The 19362-nt window shown below is 40.3% G+C and carries 17 protein-coding genes; 13 read left to right on the top strand and 4 right to left on the bottom strand.

Annotated features, from left to right (window positions below):
* Positions 1-7: 7 nt before the first annotated feature.
* The 13 genes from Q8O20_RS10745 to Q8O20_RS10685 all read left to right on the top strand — a co-directional run bounded on the left by Q8O20_RS10745 (position 8) and on the right by Q8O20_RS10685 (position 15948).
* Complete coding sequence (locus Q8O20_RS10745; RefSeq protein WP_305531159.1) at positions 8-496, top strand: PAS domain-containing protein; 489 nt, start codon at positions 8-10, stop codon at positions 494-496.
* Positions 471-1901: a methyl-accepting chemotaxis protein gene (locus Q8O20_RS10740; protein WP_305531158.1), complete on the top strand. Its 1431-nt coding sequence runs from the start codon at positions 471-473 to the stop codon at positions 1899-1901. The genes Q8O20_RS10745 and Q8O20_RS10740 overlap by 26 nt, the downstream gene beginning before the upstream one ends.
* 89 nt (positions 1902-1990) lie before the next feature.
* Positions 1991-3373 (top strand): HAMP domain-containing sensor histidine kinase, encoded by a 1383-nt coding sequence (locus tag Q8O20_RS10735; RefSeq protein ID WP_305531157.1) that lies wholly within the window; start codon positions 1991-1993, stop codon positions 3371-3373.
* A complete protein-coding gene (locus tag Q8O20_RS10730; RefSeq protein ID WP_305531156.1) occupies positions 3370-4656 on the top strand; it encodes a hybrid sensor histidine kinase/response regulator in 1287 nt (428 codons plus the stop codon). Before Q8O20_RS10735 ends, Q8O20_RS10730 begins: the two co-directional genes overlap by 4 nt.
* 2 nt (positions 4657-4658) lie before the next feature.
* The gene (locus Q8O20_RS10725; protein WP_305531155.1) at positions 4659-5465 is read left to right on the top strand and encodes a response regulator transcription factor; all 807 of its coding nucleotides are present in this window, start codon (positions 4659-4661) and stop codon (positions 5463-5465) included.
* Between the two features lie 10 nt (positions 5466-5475).
* Positions 5476-7569 (top strand): hypothetical protein, encoded by a 2094-nt coding sequence (locus tag Q8O20_RS10720; protein ID WP_305531154.1) that lies wholly within the window; start codon positions 5476-5478, stop codon positions 7567-7569.
* A gap of 47 nt (positions 7570-7616) precedes the next feature.
* A complete protein-coding gene (locus tag Q8O20_RS10715) occupies positions 7617-8810 on the top strand; it encodes a sensor histidine kinase (RefSeq protein WP_305531153.1) in 1194 nt (397 codons plus the stop codon).
* Entirely contained in the window at positions 8800-10530 is a 1731-nt protein-coding gene (locus Q8O20_RS10710) for an EAL domain-containing protein (RefSeq protein WP_305531152.1), read from the top strand. Before Q8O20_RS10715 ends, Q8O20_RS10710 begins: the two co-directional genes overlap by 11 nt.
* 59 nt (positions 10531-10589) lie before the next feature.
* A complete protein-coding gene (locus Q8O20_RS10705) occupies positions 10590-11765 on the top strand; it encodes a hybrid sensor histidine kinase/response regulator (RefSeq protein WP_305531151.1) in 1176 nt (391 codons plus the stop codon).
* Positions 11762-12442, top strand: a complete 681-nt coding sequence (locus Q8O20_RS10700) for a response regulator transcription factor (protein ID WP_304741775.1) — start codon at positions 11762-11764, stop codon at positions 12440-12442. Before Q8O20_RS10705 ends, Q8O20_RS10700 begins: the two co-directional genes overlap by 4 nt.
* Positions 12435-14087, top strand: coding sequence for an EAL domain-containing protein (locus Q8O20_RS10695; protein WP_305531150.1), 1653 nt, complete (start codon positions 12435-12437; stop codon positions 14085-14087). The genes Q8O20_RS10700 and Q8O20_RS10695 overlap by 8 nt, the downstream gene beginning before the upstream one ends.
* 1 nt (position 14088) lies before the next feature.
* Positions 14089-15210 (top strand): sensor histidine kinase, encoded by a 1122-nt coding sequence (locus Q8O20_RS10690; protein ID WP_305531149.1) that lies wholly within the window; start codon positions 14089-14091, stop codon positions 15208-15210.
* Positions 15211-15384: 174 nt separating this feature from the next.
* Positions 15385-15948: a hypothetical protein gene (locus Q8O20_RS10685; RefSeq protein WP_305531148.1), complete on the top strand. Its 564-nt coding sequence runs from the start codon at positions 15385-15387 to the stop codon at positions 15946-15948.
* A gap of 3 nt (positions 15949-15951) precedes the next feature.
* Here the strand turns inward: Q8O20_RS10685 and fliG are convergent, their stop codons facing one another.
* The 4 genes from fliG to Q8O20_RS10665 form a co-directional block, all read right to left on the bottom strand.
* Positions 15952-16953 carry a flagellar motor switch protein FliG gene (gene fliG, locus Q8O20_RS10680; protein WP_371131556.1) on the bottom strand — a complete coding sequence of 334 codons (1002 nt, stop codon included), beginning with the start codon at positions 16951-16953 and terminating at the stop codon, positions 15952-15954.
* Between the two features lie 67 nt (positions 16954-17020).
* A complete protein-coding gene (locus Q8O20_RS10675; RefSeq protein ID WP_304737937.1) occupies positions 17021-18205 on the bottom strand; it encodes a saccharopine dehydrogenase family protein in 1185 nt (394 codons plus the stop codon).
* 59 nt (positions 18206-18264) lie between these two features.
* Positions 18265-18633 carry a diacylglycerol kinase gene (locus Q8O20_RS10670; protein WP_305531146.1) on the bottom strand — a complete coding sequence of 123 codons (369 nt, stop codon included), beginning with the start codon at positions 18631-18633 and terminating at the stop codon, positions 18265-18267.
* On the bottom strand, positions 18620-19348 hold the full coding sequence (locus tag Q8O20_RS10665) for a DUF695 domain-containing protein (protein ID WP_305531145.1): 729 nt from the start codon (positions 19346-19348) through the stop codon (positions 18620-18622). The genes Q8O20_RS10670 and Q8O20_RS10665 overlap by 14 nt, the downstream gene beginning before the upstream one ends.
* Positions 19349-19362: the final 14 nt, after the last annotated feature.

Here is a 19362-nt window from a genome sequence, read left to right as displayed (position 1 = left end):
GAATAGTATGGCAGGAAATGAATTGACGTTTAGCGATGACACATTTATCGTCTCAAAAACGGATATTAAAGGGAAGATTACCTACGGTAATGAACTGTTTATCAGTATGTCAGGGTACACTGAAGACGAATTGCTCTACGCCCCTCATAACATCTTGCGTCATAGTGATATGCCCGCAAGTGTTTTTAAATTGCTATGGACGCGAATTCAATCGAGAGAAGAGGTCTTTGCCTATGTCATCAATAAGACAAAAAATAATGACTATTACTGGGTATATGCCCATGTAACTCCCAGCTTTGATGCACAAGGGAATATTATCGGATACCACTCGGTACGCCGTAAGCCCAAAAAAGAAGCGCTCTCTATTATTCAACCGCTTTATCGTTCCATGCTCAGTGCCGAAAAAATCGGCGGAATTGCTGCAGGCGAAAAAATATTAATTGCCGCATTAGATCAAATGAAGGTCACCTATGATGAATTCATCCTCTCTCACTAAATTACAGTATCTTAATCTTATCTCTATCGTTGTATTTTTAATAGCGTTAGTGGTCGAAATCATTACCATAGGCTTTGACTGGATTCGATTGTTGAATGTTATAAATTTTGCGATTGCGTGGGCAATTTTTATCAATATTCGTAAAGTTCAATCCACAATCCATAAAGTTGCGGAGGTGATGAATGAAATCGAAGAAGGCCACATGGAGTCTCGAATAACTAATATTAATGAATATGGAGAGCTTAAGGCATTATGCTGGAATACCAATAATATGATAGATCAGTTGGAAGTCTATATGCGTGATACCTATGCCGTTATCGATGCGTTGAGTAAAGATCACTATTATCGCACCGTGCAAAGTTCAGGGCTCAAAGGATCCTTCAAACGTTCAGCTGAAAATATCAACCTGAGCGTTAAAAAGATGGAGCAAAGCCATGAGTCACTTAAACTCTTCGATTTGGACGGAAAACTGGCTGAGATCAGTCGTTCTACCGGAGGTCTTGATGTCATTCAGCGTGATCTTATGACATCAATTGAGAGCCTTTCTCATATTTCAACTATTTCTCAAAGTACAGCGGATCAATCAACTATCACGGTAAAAGAACTCGATACCGTTACGACCAATCTAAATGAACTTACCGCTCTGGTACAGGATTCTAACGGTGCTATCAATGCGTTGGGGACGAGAGCGAACGATATTAACTCGGTTGTTAATTTAATTAAAGATATCGCGGATCAGACAAACTTGCTTGCGCTGAATGCCGCCATCGAAGCCGCACGTGCGGGAGAACACGGGCGTGGATTTGCTGTTGTCGCGGATGAAGTTCGAAAACTCGCAGAAAAAACCCAAAAAGCGACCGGTGATATTTCTATAGCGATACAGACCCTACAGCAAGATACGCACCAGATTCAATCCAGCTCAGAGGCAATGAATGAGATTGCGTTCAAATCCAACGGCATGATTCAAAACTTTACCGAAACGATCCATTCTTTCAATACAAATGCACTGGAAACGGCGAATGTCGTCCATAATATTGAGCTCACCGCATTTATTACTCTAGCGAAAATAGATCATATACTCTTCAAAGGACGGGCGTACGATGCTGTCTACGCACGTAAATTGGATGGGGCATTTGTCGATCATACCAATTGCCGATTCGGAAAATGGTATGAACAAGGAGACGGCAAAAAGAGTTTTAGCGCCTTCCCATCGTACAAGCTGATTCAAGAACCGCATAAACAAGTCCATGACAATGTTCTGGCAGTGGCAGAGATAATTAAAACTACGGGTCTAAGTGAATCTAAAGACCTAATAGTGGATCGATTTCAACAAGTCGAAACGGCATCCGGTAAACTTTTCATCATCATGGACACTATGTTAAAAGAAGCTTCAAAACGGGAATAATCTTTCCCGTCATTCCATTAAATGCAACATATTTGCAACACTAAGGCGTCATAATCATTCAATAACCTTTTTACATACCAAGGATTTTGATGCAGACTTCGCACTCCCCTCTTACCCTTCAATACGAAACTGATATTCAACAGCTTCAACAAGATTTAGATCAAATTAACAAAAGTCTTTTTGATGCTACAGCACATACTGCAATCTTGCTTGTAAACCATAAGGGTGAACTTCTTCAGGCTAATAACTATTTCCACCAAATATTTGATTCGGTGATGGAGCCTGCTTTTCCGCGTAAAATTCAAGTTCTTCCCATTACCAATACGTACGGTTCGTGTTCAACTGATTCTTGGTTTGAATTTCTAACATTTAAAGATGAGAGGATGCTTCCAAAAGTTGAAATATTGATTGACGGAAAACTCCTTTATTTTACAATCATATCCACCGTTATTGATAACAAAGAAAGCGGATCGGGTGAACATCAATCCAGCTATATCCTATCATTGACAGACATAACCAATGTCGTTGAACTGCATAAAAATGAGATCAGTATATCCAAGGAACTTGCCTATAAACAGGGTATTTTTGATGTGACCAGCGAATACATCCACAACATTGGAAATATCGTCACGGGTGCGCAGCATCTCTCCGAGCGTATTATTAAGAATCTCGAACCGATGCAATTCTTTTTCAAATATTTTGATCATATCAAAGAGCAGCTTCAGGGGAATAAACAGTTCGTCAAAGAGAGTGTTTTAGAAGAGTATCTCAAAAATTTCAAGAAAATCGAAATGAGTCTGAATATTATCGAATCCTCTATGACCGATACTATTAAGAATGTTTTAGACAGCGATATGAAAAATCTACAAAAAGCGATCAGTAATATCGCTACCACCATAGCCTATCAACAAGAACTCTACAAAAATACCAAAAACAATATGGATGAGTTGGTCAAATTTATCGATCTTATTACCGAAATACGCAGTGTCATCGAACCGCAACTCTTTAAAAACGATATTGCACTTATGGTGGATATACATCCAAGCCTTAGTTTTCAAATTAATAGAATACATCTTTTTAACGGAATGCTTAATGTCCTTAAAAATTCAATCCATGCGATTCTCACAGCAGACAAAAGCCATAAACTTTTTCCGAAAATTATAAAAATTTCGGCGAGAAGCGTCCCTATCGAGGGGAGCTTCTTCGAACTTGACATGATGAACAACGATACCATTATGATGGATGAAAATATTGTAATAGAAGTCTATGACAACGGTATCGGAATGGATGAAGAGACAACTAAGAATGTATTTTTACAGGGCTTTACGACCAAAAAAGACGGGCACGGACTTGGGCTGCACTCTTTTGCCAATTTTCTAACCGGAAACGGACATACGATTACCTGCAAATCTGAAGGAATTGGAAAAGGGACTCTCTTCACGATTACACTTGCCCCAGGATATAAATCATGAGTGAGGCTGTTCATAACGTTCTTACCATTGATGATGATACTACTATCCTCGAAGCGTATGCCGCCATATTGGCACCGTATAAAAAAACGAGCCTTGAAGATGCAATTTTAAAGCTTGAGCAGTTGCATGATATTCAGTGCAGTGCGATTGATCCTACCGACAGGACGATGAATTTTAACCTTTTTCAGTCCAACAACGGGTTGGACGGTGTAGAAATTTTTCGCCGACACTATGAAGAGGGGTTGAGTATTCCCGTCTGTATCGTCGATATGCGGATGCCAAACGGCATCGACGGACTCGAGACATCGCTTCGCCTCAAACAAATCGATCCCGATGTCCATATAATTATTGCAACCGCCTATTCGGATCGGACGAATAAAGAGATATTGGATGCGCTGAAGAGCAATACCTATTACATTCGTAAACCCTTCAACAGTGAAGAGATCTATCAGCTGGTCTATTCCCTCTCAATCAGTTATACCTCTACGAAAACCATTCAAAGACTCAATAACGATTTGGAAGTGAAGATTGAAGAAGAAATTGAAAAAAACAGGCAAAAAGATTCCCTCCTTTTTCAACAGGCCAAACTTGCTGCAATGGGTGAAATGATCGGCAATATTGCCCATCAGTGGCGACAACCGCTCAATATTATTTCCATGTTATTTCAAAAAGTTTACCGTCAGCACAGTAACGGGACGCTTGATAACAAAGCCATGGAACATGCGCTCAACCAAGCTATGGACACCATCACCCACATGTCTCAGACGATTGATGACTTCCGAGGACACTTTGAGCCTAATAAAGAAAAAGTACACTATACCCTCTACAGTATTATTGAAAATGCGATTACACTCGTAGAACCGAGTTTTAATCTTGCCAACATCACATTGAAGACATCCGTGCAATCGGATATAGAGCTTTACGGATTTCCCGAAGACCTCAAGCAAGTACTGCTCAACCTTGTCAATAACGCTAAAGATGCAATTGTTTCCAATGCTATCTTAAACGGAGTTATCCGTTTAGAGGTAGCTTGTTCGGATGATAAAACTCAAGCACTCATCCGTATTTACGACAATGGGGGCGGGATCGATCTTCAATATATCGACAAAATTTTCGAACCCTATTTTACGACCAAACACAAATCGCAAGGGACGGGAATCGGTTTGTATATGTCTAAACGGATTGTCGAAGAGCACCTTGGCGGGAGCATTACGGCTCATAATGACGCTGAAGGAGCGGTATTTACAATATTTATCCCTGCACACATTAACAACAAAGGCTAAAAATGGAAAATCATATCACGCTAGCAAAAAAACTACATGTTCTATTCGTTGATGACGAGAGGCTCATTCGTGAAATGGTTTCCGATATGCTCAGCGATACGGTTGGACATGTTTCCCTCGCTTCAAACGGTCAAGAAGGACTTGATTTTTATCTGAATTCGCTCCGTCCGATTGACATCGTTATCTCAGATCAGACGATGCCAATTATGCAAGGTCTTGATATGCTTGAAAAAATTAAAGCGCATAACCCAACACAAAAATGCATTATGATTACAGCCCATTCCGAAGCAAAATATATGTTACGTGCCATTGAAATCGGAATCGAGAACTTTATTATTAAGCCGATTATTTTTGATAAGCTGGACAATATTTTATACGATTTAGCCCTTAAAATCGAGCAGGAATCTCAGCAGAAAGAGAGGGAAAAGCTTGATCAGCTGGAACTGATACAGCACGCTTTCAATAAATCTCTTGAATCTCTTATCAAAAACATCCCCCTCCCCTCCTTGATCCTTGATCAACACGATCATGTGATTGTCGGCAATAGTGAAATATTCTCTATCTTTGCAGGTACCCCTTATTATACAAAACTGATCAATAAAGAGCTCAACTTTAAAGATCTCCTGAATGATGATGCTCCCGTAAAAAGCGATCCCCATTTTTGTGATTGGAAAGAAGAATTTTTGCTTATGGGAGACGAACTCTATTTTGACATTGAAGGAGTCCTTTATTCGGCAAAAATCAAGCGGATACTCTCGGATGACAATACCCGTTTTTATGTGCTTTGTTTGATAGAACTTCTCAATTGAGCGGCACATCATGATTAAAATCATCCAATCTTTTCATGTTAACGCCAGTGTAATCGCCATCCACTCCGATGAGAAGACGATTTATTTTAGCGATACCGACGGAAACCTACATACTGTCTGCAGAACGAAGTGGAATCGATCCGAAGTATCATTGATCCAAGAAGCAACTCCTTTACATCGATTTCAAAAAGGGTCTTCTTTCAGTCAAAACGGCCATGTAGCATACAGTGCAAAAATCAATAATGACTGTGCTATTTGTGTGAAACTCCCGTCTATAGCTGATACGGAAAGTGAGGTGGAAGGTGCATTTCCAGACCCGATGGAAAACAATGCAGAAGCGGTTATAGGACTGCGCGGACATGATCAGAGAGCAGAGGTTATGACCTTTTGCGGGGCAAAGGGTCAATACCTTCTTACCGGAGGGACCGATGGGAAAGTCTACATGTACAGCACACAAACCGGCAAGATTATCATGTCACTTAAACCAAAGCCCGATTATATTTCTCATATCACCGTCGATAAAAAGGGAGGAAACTTAGCCTACTCCGCCTATGACAAGTCATTGAACGTTTTAAACATCCGCCATCAAAAAGAGCGTTTAAACACGTTTGCAGAGGATGCAATCGAACACTCTTTCTTCTATAATGACTCTAAATCATTGTACGCAATCGGTCGTGAAGGAAACTCTTATGTATACCATTTGAAAACGGATGAAACTTCTAAAAAAGCCCTCTTCCCTTCTTGGCCAAGTTGCTGTGCCGTCGATTCCAGCGGACGTTTTGCCATAGTCGGAGGACGAAACGGAACGATTTATGTGGTCAAGCTCTCCGATAATACAATGTTTTCCTCCTTTAAACTTGATCAAAAAGGGATCAGTTCATTGCACGTAGAGGATACGTATCTTTTTATAGGCTTTGAGAGCGGATGGGTCTATATGATCGATATGCATGCCTTTATTGATGATTTCTCACAAGCGCTTAGCGTCAAAAATTTTAAAACTGCCAAAAGATGTTTGGACAACAACCTATTTTTGGCTATACATCCGATGTCTGAAATGTTTCAAGAAGCATGGGAAGAGATGCTTAAAGAAATTATCAATCAGTTTTCCACAGGAAACGCTGCTTCTGCATTGGAATTTGCTACTCCGTTTTTATCGGATGACGAACATAAAAAAGAGTTTGAATTTTTACTTCAGAAGCAAAAAGATTTTGAAAAATTTGCTATTTTAGTTCAGAAAAAAGAGTTTCAGGAAGCATTCGGAATGCTGGATAGAGCTCCGTATCTTGAAAAAACCGATAGTGCACGTAAACTGGAACTTTACTTTACAAAAAGCTTTGCAGAAGCAAAAAAGTTGATTGCTGCCGACCCGCTACGCAATGCCCCAAAAGCACAGGAAATTCTTAAACCCTTTTGTGTGGTACCCGCAAAAAAAGAGATGATACACTCATTGCAAAAAAACTATGAGCTCTACCTCAAAGCGGACGCTCTCATCAAAGAAAAACAATTCAGAGAGTACTTCACATTAACGGCTAAATATGATTTTTTAACATCCGAAGAGGTCTATAAAAAAATATGCTCCCTTGCCGAAGCCTCTATTGGCAAAATAAAAAAGCTCATTGAAGAGGGAAAATACGACGATGCGTTTTCCGGGATAAAACAAGTCGCTGTTTTTCTTCCCTATAAAGAGCAGCTGATGGAACTGGCAAAAGAGATTCAACTGCGGCAAAAACTATTAGAAGCGATCCAAAATAACGCTATTCAAACCGCATACGAACTTGTTGTAGCCTATCCCATACTTGAATCGATGGCTGAGTTTGTCGCATACGATGAAACATTTGATGAAGTACTCTCAAATGCTATGCAATCGGTTGCTAACGGAGAGATAAAACAGGTACAGCAGATATTACTCCCGTATGCGGGGATACCTATTTTTAAACCGAAAATCAGAGAATGTATACGTCAAGCAACATTCAATAAACTCGGACTCCTCCTCGCTGCAAAATCGCTTGCCGTAGCGCAGAGTATTGCCGCTTATTACCTAAAAGAGTTTGGCAAAGATGACGAGTTTGAAAAACTTCTCAAACACTATGGGGTAGCTTCGTAATATTTTTTTGCCACATACTTGCAACACAGGAGAGCTATACTTTTGGTATGAAAGATTACTCTGAACAGCAAACCCTTGCCTATGTTTGTATGAATGCCATAGGCAACTCTCTTGTTCTTGAAAATATGTTGAGCGATGTTATCACCACATTTGTACATCATACCGGAGCTTTAGGAGGCAATTATCTTACCTCTGTACCTACTCGAAAAAAAATCGTTACTGTCGAAAAGGATTTTGATACTCCTGTCACTTTATGCACTGCAATTGAGGAATATTCTATTGTTGCAGTAGCGTCTCTCGGATATATTCTCGATATTCCGATCGGAAACGAGCATTTTTTGTTTGCATTTGAAAACAGCGATGGAACGGATGGTTATGGTCGGATGTTTGCTGGGTTTAAAACGAAACTGACAAATGCCATTGATGCTTGTCGGAGTACTGAGCGCTTGCATGAACTTAATACTGCTCTCGAAAATCAAGTTGTTGAAGCAAAAAATAAGCATGAAATAACTGAAAAGATGATGATTACCCAATCAAGAATGGCGATTATGGGAGAAATGATCGGTATGATCGCGCATCAATGGCGCCAGCCTATAACCGTTATCGGAATGATTACCAACAATACGATTCTGACACTGGAATTTGATGAGATAAACAAGCAACATCTCTTAGACGATTTAAATGTGATTGATAAACAGATTCATTACCTCTCAACCACTATTGACGACTTTCGCAACTTCTTTCGACCGAACAAATTGCCGCAGAGCGTTTCTCTGCGTGAGATGTCAAATGATTTATTGACAATGTTGGGGAAAAATTACAAAAACTTTGGAATCAATCTAACGTTTACGGGAGATGTTGATGCCGCTTTTGTTACCTATAAAAATGAATTGATGCAGGTCTTTTTGAATATATTAACCAACTCTAAAGATGCTTTTGAAGAACGCCTTATTCCCGAACCTTTTATTCAATTCAATTCAGTGTACAATGAAGAGAATATCGTATTTTCCATTCGAGATAATGCCGGAGGGATTTCGGAAGAGATCATTGATAAGGTATTTGACCCCTATTTTTCGACTAAAGTAGAGAAAAACGGGACTGGGCTCGGTTTGTACATGTCGGCTATTATTATTGAAAAACATTTAAACGGTTCCATACAAGTCTGTAACGATGCGGAGGGGAGTGTTTTTACCCTCTCTATACCAACAAACTATACTAAGGATATAACCTATGTATTCTAACCACTCAAACGAACACTATCGATTACTGCAAGATGCCGCTAAAGGAATTCGTGTACTGTATGTGGAAGACGATCCGTTTATTCGACGAGAATATATCACTTTCCTGAGCCGTTTTTTTGAAGAGATTGACAGTGAACCCAATGGTGAAGATGGTCTTAAGGCCGCATTGGCGAATCGTTATGATCTTGTCATTACCGATTATCAAATGCCGCTGCTGAACGGTTTGGAAATGATCGAAAAAATAAAAGAACGCTATCCCACCCAAGCAACCTTACTTGTATCGGCACATAAAGAGAGCGACATCCTTCACCGCTCCGTAGAATTGGGAATAGACGGCTATCTTTTTAAACCGATCGAGAGGGTTCAAACGATCGATGTCCTTTATAAAATCGTTGCAAAAATATCGATGGAAAAAGAAAATCTAACCTACAAAGAGCATCTCGAAGAGCTTGTTATCGAAAAAAGTCGTGAAGCATTACTGACGTATACTATCGATCGGATAAGCGGCCTTTTTTCTTTTGCTATGCTTGAGAATGATCTTCTAGAACACCGTAATAACTCCCTTTCATTGCTAAAAATAAACAATTTTAAAAATGTAAATGATTTTTACGGCTATTCGGTAGGAAACAGCATCCTAAAGCAAACAGCAGAGCTGCTCTCGAGATTTATTGAAGAGGAAGCTATGCCTTTTCATGCCATATATCGTGTCAGCGGTGCCCACTTTGCCGTTCTCTCTCCGTTGGATGCGAAAGAACTCTATCATTACATACATCGAATTATCCATAAATTTGAAGCTACGGAGATACAAATCAATGGACAGATGATGTATTTGGAGATGGGAGCGGGTATTGTCGATCACGGCGATGACGCCCCGCTTTCGCATGCCGACATTGCTCTGCGTCAAGCGGAAAAAGAGGGAACTATCATTATTTATAGTAATGATACGCGATCGGTACAGGAGCGCTCCACGAAATTACAGTATCAAGACATGATCAAACGAGCCCTTCAAGAAGACCGTTTTGTCCCCTATTTCCAGCCGATTATCGATAATAAAACGAAAAAAATCATTAAATACGAGGCATTGGCACGACTTATTTTACCCGATGGTGAAGTAATCTCTCCGGGACTTTTTTTACCGATTGCCAAAGAGACCAAAATGTATAACTCTATCACGAAAATGATCATACGAAAAACTCTCGAAAGCTTTTCTCATTCGGAATGTTCCGTCAGTATGAATCTCTCAATCGATGATATTAGAGACCGCCCTACTCGCGAATTTTTGATTGAGCAGATAGCCCTGTTTCCCCAGCCTGAGCGTTTGATATTTGAACTTCTTGAATCTGAGGGGATAGGTTCTTATGAAGCGGTGCAACACTTTTTTTCTGAAATTAAACATTATGGATGCAAAGTAGCAATCGATGATTTCGGATCAGGATATTCTAACTTTGAGCACCTTGCTAAGCTCAATATCGATTATATAAAAATCGATGGATCCCTTATTCTCGGCATTGAAGATACCTTGATTTCACAGGTTATCGTTGAGATGCTCTCTGATTTTGCAAGAAAAATGGGGATAAAGACGATTGCTGAATTTGTCAGTAAAGAGTCTATAAGCGCAAAAGTAAATGCCATGGGTATTGATGAATCTCAGGGCTTCTTATACGGTCAGGCGATCCCTTATAATATAGCAATGAACCACTCCATTCAATACGTAACCTAAAGTGGTATACTAAGATTCCTCATTTTACTATAAAAGAGAAAGAGACTATGCAAAGTTCCTTGGCACTATTAAAAGATTTGGCAGATGAAAAAACACTCCTTATTGTAGAAGATGATGAACGAATAGGTGAAAAACTTGCCCAAATCCTCTCCAAATTTTTTAAAAATATCGAACGTGCTGAAACTATTTCTGCGGCTCTAACCCTCTATCATGCAGCAAAAAACGATAATAAAATCATATTAATATTAACGGATATCAATCTTGCGCATGAGAGTGGTATTGACTTAACCGCTCAGATTAAAAAAATTGATCCGGATCAAAAAGTGATTGCTATTTCGGGTACCGAAGATCGATCGGTATTTGTTGAATCGATCCGATGCGGAGTAGATCGATTTATTCTGAAACCGATCAGTCATGATGAACTCTTTGACGCCATTATTAATGTATTGCAAAAAATAGAATATGATCTGGAGCTTAAAAAAAGCCAGCAATTACTCAAAGATTCAAAAGAGTATGCCCTTAAACTCCTAGAAGAACAGGATCAATTTTTAAAAAATGCGATCCACGAAATCCACACACCGCTTGCCGTTATAATTACCAACATCGATCTGCTACGGATGAATGGAATCGATAATGAATTTCTAAACTCTATTGAAGCGGGATCAAGAATTATCCAAAACAGCTACGAAGATATGACCTATCTGATGAAACGCGATCGCGTAAGTGAACAAATGAGCGCAATTGATGTGGTCGAATTTATTCATGAACGTGTACGATATTTTACGTGCATCGCTGAAGTTAATGAACTTACCCTTTCGGTGCGGGTCGGTCAGCCGAACCTTCCTTGGATAAATTTTAATGAATTAAAGCTTTCCAGACTTATAGACAATACACTGTCTAATGCTATCAAGTATTCCTACCGCCCGGGAGAAATTAATGTCACGGTAGGGTCTCGAAAAGGAGACCTCTTTTTTGAAATCCGCAATCATGGCCCTTTAATCAAAGATAAACAGAAAATATTTCAACGTTTTCACCGCGAATCCGATCATAAAGGGGGATACGGTCTGGGGCTAAGTATTGTCGCCCAAATCTGTGAAGAGGAAAATGTTGCGATTGAAATCTCATCTACCGCCAAACACGGAACCTCATTTCGTTATATTTTTGAAAATGCGACACTCTTGCAACATAATTCGCCTACAATGGCGCTACCAAAGCACAGTGGAGTTACTACGTGAAAATACTGTTATTAGAAGACGAATTTATGCTGGCACGATCCATTCGGACTTACCTCCTTTCTCGTGGCCATCTCGTCGATCACTACGATAACGGACAAGAGGTTTTAGAAGTCATAGAATCTCAAGCGCACGATTTTTATATTTTGGATATTAATACTCCTCTCATCGGAGGGCTAGAATGCCTCAAAGTTATTGCAGAAAAATATCCCGATACTCCTAAAATCATCATTAGTGCCTATCATGATGTCGACTATATATCGGATGCCTTCTCCTTTGGGTGCAGCGATTATCTCAAAAAACCGTTTAATCTGAAAGAACTCGATATCAGGATACACCATTTGACCGTACAGGCAAAACCGAAAATCGAGCAAGTCAATGATCCGATTATCCATTTGAGCAATCACTATACCTTTAATAAAGAAAACTATCTCCTCTATCATGACGGTAAAGTACAGCAATTTACCAAACGGGAATATTCACTTATTATTTTATTTGTCAGTAACCTTGGGCAAATAATGACCGATGAAAGTATCCGATCTTTTATCTGGGATGGAGAAGATACCGAGTCTTCGACAATCCGTTCATTGGTCAATCGTGTCCGAGCAAAACTCAAAGAGGATTTGATTCAAAACATTCGTGGATTCGGTTATATTATGAAAAGGGGAGATTTTGTCTAATATCATTCAGCGGCTTCAAATCGACAGTGCCAGTCGGTCAGTGCTTATTATCGATGATGATCCTGAATTAGCAGAATCGCTCAAACGAATTGTCCAAATGTTTTTTAAAGAGTGCATCATTGCGACGGACGGAGACGAAGGGGTAAAAACCTACCGAAACAAGCTGGAATCTAACGAGTCGTTTACCCTTGTCATTACCGATCTTGAACTGCCTAAAAAAGGGGGGCTTGGTGTCATAAAAGAGATTCGTTCTCTTTCAAAATCGCAGCCGATCCTTATCCTTTCCGCCCATGATGATGCCGATTTCATGGCTGAAGCGATTTCATTGGAAGTACAGGGATATCTTTTAAAACCTCTTTCAATGCCGAAATTTTTTCAATATCTTGAAAAAATTCTCCTAGATACCTCGGCTAGTGTTGTAAAGATACGGCATACCGATCCCGTTACTCGATGGAAATTACTCCCTGAACTGGAAGGATTTTTTAAATCGCCTCTTTCTGAACCGGTTGCTTTGCTGCGTATAAGGGTTAATTATCTCTCCAATATCTATGATCTTGTGGGAGAAGAGTATGCAGACGAATATGTCAGTGAGTTGGGAGCGCTGTTGGAGAGTCTCAAAATTAATTCAGAAGGTACATTCTATCGTTGTAGCCGTGATGAATTTTGTCTTGTTCTAAAAAATCAAAATCTACAATTTGCCAATGTTCTAGCCAACGATATGGTATCGATTGCACGCTATTTTCACACATCAGAAAAAGGGATAATTCTCAACTCAACACTCTCTATCGGAATCGCATACGGAACCGAAAACTTATTGGCCAATTCACGCTTGGCACTTGAAAATATTATTCATCCTGATACGGCCGGTGTGATGGTGTTTATCCAAAGCGATGAGGAGCGTGATCAGACTATTGTACACGGTCGAGAAGTGTTAAAGATGATTTTTCATGCCCTTGAAGAGGAAAACATTGTCCCATATGTTCAGCCGATTGTAAATGCATCGAGCGGCGATATCGAAATTTTTAACAGCTTTGTTAGAATACGTCAAGAAGAGAAAATATACGGGCCGGAAACCTTTTTAAATGTTGCTATCAATACACACCAAATGACGATGATCACCCGTTCGATGATTCGGAACACTCTCAGCCTTAATGCTACTATAACGCCTAAAAATGCCATATTGACCGTTTGTCTGGCAGATGAAGATCTCAACGATGACGCACTCCTCTCCTATATTCAGTTTTGGACGGAACGTTATCGATTGGAGCCTTCGAGAGTTGCATTTGAACTTGTCGGACGTGCAAAAGAGAGTGTATCTAACTCAATGTTCCCTCTTATAAAAAAGCTCAAAGCTCATGGCTATAAAATCATCTTAAACCGTTTTGGTTCGGGTGATTTTAACCTTGCCTACCTTTTTGAGTTAAAACCGGATTATATTAAAATTCATCCTGATCTGATAATACAGCTTCATACCGAACCAAGAGCTATCCAGATTGTTCAAAAATTAGTGGATATAATTCATCTCGTGGGTGCAAAAGCGATTGCCACCCATCTCTCTACAGCGAGTGATATTGAACTACTCAGATCAATTGATATCGATTATCTGCAAGGCTATGCCGTTGCAGCACCGTATGAAGTGAAATAATATGACAAAACAACGCCCTATAATTCTCCATTTTTTCGAAGACACACGTCAATTAGCGCTTCCCGAATTTTTTATAAAATCGTTTGAAGTCATCCCCATTCCTCTAAATTCTCCGCTTCTGGTTAATGAATATGTTGTAGGGATTATAGTTGACGTCTCTGCTTTGTCGAATTCGCTGTGCGATATTGTTTTGGCACACAACGCGCTTGTCGGAAATATGGGAATCTGCCTTTGCACGGATAGCTTTCAGCCTAAACTGGCACATATCCTCTCGTTAGAAGCACAAACAGTTTGCTTAGAGCGCGAATTGCTTAGAAATACGAATACAGTGGAGTGGAAACAATTAGAGCGTTTTTTTTCCTCTATTGCCCGAACCAATCATTATAATACTGCTATTACCCGTTCTTCGTACCAAAAAAGTGTGTTAGATACTCTTCAGATCATTGCACACCAGTGGCGACAGCCTATCAACCTTATCAGTATGGAGGCTATCAATATGATGGTATTGGCCAATATCGATAAAACTGTCAAATCATCTGAAGTCCTCAAAAGCAGCGAATTTATCTCACAGCAGATTTCTAGAATGTCTGATATTCTTAAAAGTATCCTTAATATGGGGAAAGACGAACGGATAAAACAACTTTTCACCGTTCATGAACTTACCGATTCTATCAAACTATTTTTCAATGAACAATTTCAAAAAGAAGAGATTGACTTGGTTATTGATATTCTTGATGATGAGATACAAATTTACGGGTTTAAAACAGATATTGAAGAAGTACTCATAAACCTCATTAACAATGCCTGTGATGCTTATAACGGAAATCATATGGATGGGAAAAAAACGATTACATTTCGAGCGCTCATCGATAAAGACACCTATCTATTTTCTATTCGAGATGAAGCGGGAGGAATTCCCGAAGAGATCCGTAAAAAGATATTTGAGCCTAAATTTTCAACTAAAGACAAAGGGGTAGGATTTGGAATCGGCTTGCATTTTGCTCAGCTCACTATTGAAAAAGAGTTTGGAGGATCACTCACCCTTCACTCATTTGAGAATGGTTCGGAATTTCAAATTAAACTTCCCAGAAATGATCTAAGTAATCTCACGTTTATTCATTAAGAATAGCCAAAATTGTAGATATATAGCAGTTTTTTCAAATTCTTCTTTATAGAGTCTTGGATAGTAGATGAGATCTTTTTTTGTTACGAATTTGTAAGAATAAAACGCTAACATTCCCTACTTAATATATCGGTAATTTTTTTACCGCAGATTCTTTAGATTCAGTGATACTATATGACATACTCTACAGACAATCCACCCGAAATAATATACGAAAATTTACTCGATGAGATCATTGCCAAAGTACGATTAAAAGGGGCAAAGATAACTTCGTGGTCACAATCTCCAAACGGTAAGACGATTATCTATATCCCGAATAAGCTTCCGATGTACTATCTTAGCATGGATGCTGCTGCGGACAGCCTGATACATCAATATAAGTTAGTGTCAGAATACCGGTATCTTTACCAAAATTCGGCCCATACCATTAAATCACTCACTACTCAAGCATCAGACGAACCAAAAAATTCTCTCAATGCTCAAGGAATATTTGAGTGTGATGCTCTTATTAGCAATATGGATAATGAACTTTCTGGGACTATTAAAAGAAAACTCCATCATATTATCGAAAAGATCAATTCTGCGCACCGTCTGAGTCCATCTGAATTTGATCGCTTTCAAAACTTTTTGATAGAACATTACCGCAATAAAACGATAGAGGCCACTACAACGCAAAAGAAAAAACAATATCAAATGTTTATCCGTTTTTTGGAAGAGATAAGCCAATTAGATATTTAAGGGTTATTCGAGCATCTCTTCGGATTCGCCGAGCTGCAAGATACCCTGCTCTGCCAATGCCTGAACCGCATCAACGATTTTACGCTGAGCACCCTCTACCTCTTTCATCTTAACGGCACCCAAGAATTGGAGCTCTTCGACAAAAGCATCTTTGGCACGTTGAGACATATTGGCGTAAAATTTCTCTTTAAGCTCTTCCGCCGCATTTTTAAGTGCCAGCATAAGATCGTTTTTATCGACTGCTTTGAGGATTTCACGGATACTATTACCGTCAAGATCGACGATATCTTCGAACGTAAACATCATCTCTTTGATCGATGCCGCAAGTTCCTGATCGAGCTGTTCGATTTGCGTGAGGGTCGCTTTGGAGGCTTTCGCTCCCAAACGGTTGAAGACATCGGCCACCGCCCGCGGTCCGCCCACTTCCACTTTATAGCTGGCGAGAGATTCGAGTTTGGATTCAAGAACGGCACTGACCCGCTTGATAATCGCCGGAGTGATATCGCCCAATTTCGCCATACGCATTGCTACTTCGGCCCGCAAATCATCCGGGAAGATATAGAGGGTCTCTGCAGCAGAGGAAGGGTCCATGTGCGCTAAGATTAACGCAACGGTCTGCGGGTGCTCATTCATAATAAAGTCGGCGAGCTGCTGCGGTTTGATTTTAGACAAGTACGAAAAGTTCTGGGCACCCTGCATCGTTTTGCTCAGACGTTCCAATACCTTTTTCGCTTCTTCAGGCCCTAGTGCTTTGTAGAGGATTTCACGGGCGTAATCAAGACCTCCGGTATTGAGGTATTGATTGGATTGGATGATCGCATAAAACTCTTCAAGGATGGCTGCACCGATATTTTTTTCTACAGAACGGTTAGAGGCTATGTATTTTGAAACTTCGGTAATTGCCTCGACATTCATCCGAGAAAAGATAGTAGCAGTGGTATCTTCACCCAGCTGCATCATCAATATTGCAACTTTTTCGGCCATCCCCATTTCATCAAAAGCCATTTGCTGATTGGGGTTGAGATTCACGATTGCCCTTTACGTAAAAGGTTGCTGAAAAGAAGCGCTTTGATTAGCACTCCATCTCTATGATATTCCAAGGAAGACCTTGAGTATTCATCTCATCCATGAAGAAATCAGGATCGAGTTGTTCCATGTTGAACACCCCTTTTCCACTCCATTTACCCTCAACCATGAGTTTGGCACCGATAACGGCCGGGACACCTGTGGTGTACGATACACCTTGGGATTTTACTTCGGCGTAGCACGCTTCGTGATCTTTTACCTGATAAATATAGATGCGGCGTTTTTTACCGTCTTTGAGCCCTTCAGCAACGATACCGATATTCGTTTTCCCTTTGGTTCTCGGACCGAGTGATGCCGGATCAGGGAGGAGTGTTTTCAAAAACTCCATCGGAACGATTTTCATCCCTTGATGCTCAATCGGCTCAATTCCAAGCATTCCGACGTTTTCGAGACATTTCATGTGGGTAAGGTAGCTTTGACCGAACGTCATAAAAAAGCGAATACGTTTGAGCCCTTTGATATGTTTTACTAACGATTCCATCTCTTCGTGGTAAAGAAGGTAACTGTCTTTTGGCCCTACTTCAGGGTAATCCCACACTTGCATAATCTCCATCGGTGCGGTTTCTATCCACTCACCGTTTTCCCAATAGCGCCCTTTTGCACTCACTTCACGAAGGTTTATCTCAGGGTTGAAGTTGGTCGCGAAAGGATAACCGTGATCACCTGCATTACAGTCGAGAATATCGATCGTATGGATCTCATCAAAATAGTGTTTTTGAGCATACGCACAGAATACATTCGTTGCACCCGGATCGAATCCGCTTCCGAGTAATCCCATGATACCTGCTTCTTTAAACGCGGCATCACGCTCCCATTGGAGTTTGTATTCGAACTTCGCTTCATCAGGATGCTCATAGTTAGCCGTATCGAGATAAGGGGTTTTCGTTGCGATACATGCATCCATGATCGTTAGGTCTTGGTAAGGAAGAGCAACATTGATCAAAATATCAGGTGTATATTTTTGGATTAATGCGATCACTTCATCGGTATTATCTGCATCCACGGTCGTGATTTCGATTGCACCTTCAGGAAGTTCACTTTTAATCTCTTCACAACGCCAAATACTGCGACTCGCTAAAATGATACGATCAAAAATTTGGTTGTTCATGACACATTTATGTGCCACAACGCGCCCTACTCCACCGGCGCCGATAATAAGTGCTGTTGCCACGGCATATCCCCTGATTTAAAAATTATGAAAATTATAGGTTAAAGTCTCTTACAAAAACGTTACAGATAAAATGCCGCATAAAGGGTTACACTCCAGATAACAGCCAGCATACCCAAAGAGAGGAATACCAATGCCGCACCGGCATCTTTTGCCCTCTTTGCAAGCTCATGGTGATCAAATGTTACCAAGTCAACCGTTCGCTCAATCGCACTGTTAATGATCTCAGCGATGAGAGGGATAAACAGTGCAACGATAAGTATCGCTTTAGAGACAAAATCAATTGGCAAAGAGCAAGAGACAATGATACCTACAACAAATAAAACGATTTGAAGACGAAACGATTTTTCATTTTTTGTTACTTCCACGAGGCCATTCAATGCATAGCGGGTATTTTTAAAAAGTGTGTAATGAGGCTTATTGAGCGCCATTGTCTTCTCCTGCAAGTACCGTACTCCAACCCTCGTAGAGTCCGTGTTCCTGGATTGCCGATTCATACAACGATGTCGTTGTTTCTTCAACCAAATCGGGGGTGATGGCTTCTATTTTAAGAAGAACCACCCCATAGGCGTAATCGCTCTCATCATCGGTAGCGTAGTCTTTGACCGTGTAGCCGTGAGAAGCAAGTTGTGCAATTGCGCGTTCCATAGAACTTTTGGTTTGGAAAAAAAGATAATGTTCGACTTCTCTGGGGAGTGAGAGATCATCTCTTGCTTCGACAAGAGCGGCAATGGTATGACGGTTTTGAATACTCAAAAGTCCATAGGCATCAGGATAGAGATTGTCGCTGTACATCTCCCATTTCGTATCCTTGGAGGAACCGCGTTCATAGACGTATCCCCCATGGCGACTCATGACCTCAGAGCTGATGTTTTCGAACCGTTTGGATTGCGGAGCATAGAAATAAAATTCAGCCCACCCCTCTTTCATAACTCTCCCCGCAAATAGGGCATTCAACGAAGTATGAAGCGTTGCGATTAAATCACTGCTAAACGTTTCTAAGGCTTCTGTAACACTGTCGGCTTTGACAAAAAGCCATAGGAGCCAAGGACGTTCCTCTTGGGGGGCTTCTTCGATGAGATCGAGCTCTATATCACAGCGATACGGTACATTTTCATCATCGAGGAGTTCGTAAAATTCTATCATTGACTAAAAACCTT

The organism is Sulfuricurvum sp. (assembly GCF_030691015.1).
In the GTDB taxonomy this organism is placed as follows: Bacteria; Campylobacterota; Campylobacteria; order Campylobacterales; family Sulfurimonadaceae; genus Sulfuricurvum.
The sequence above is the reverse complement of the archived record's forward strand: the minus strand, read 5'-3'. Positions and strand labels throughout refer to the sequence as shown.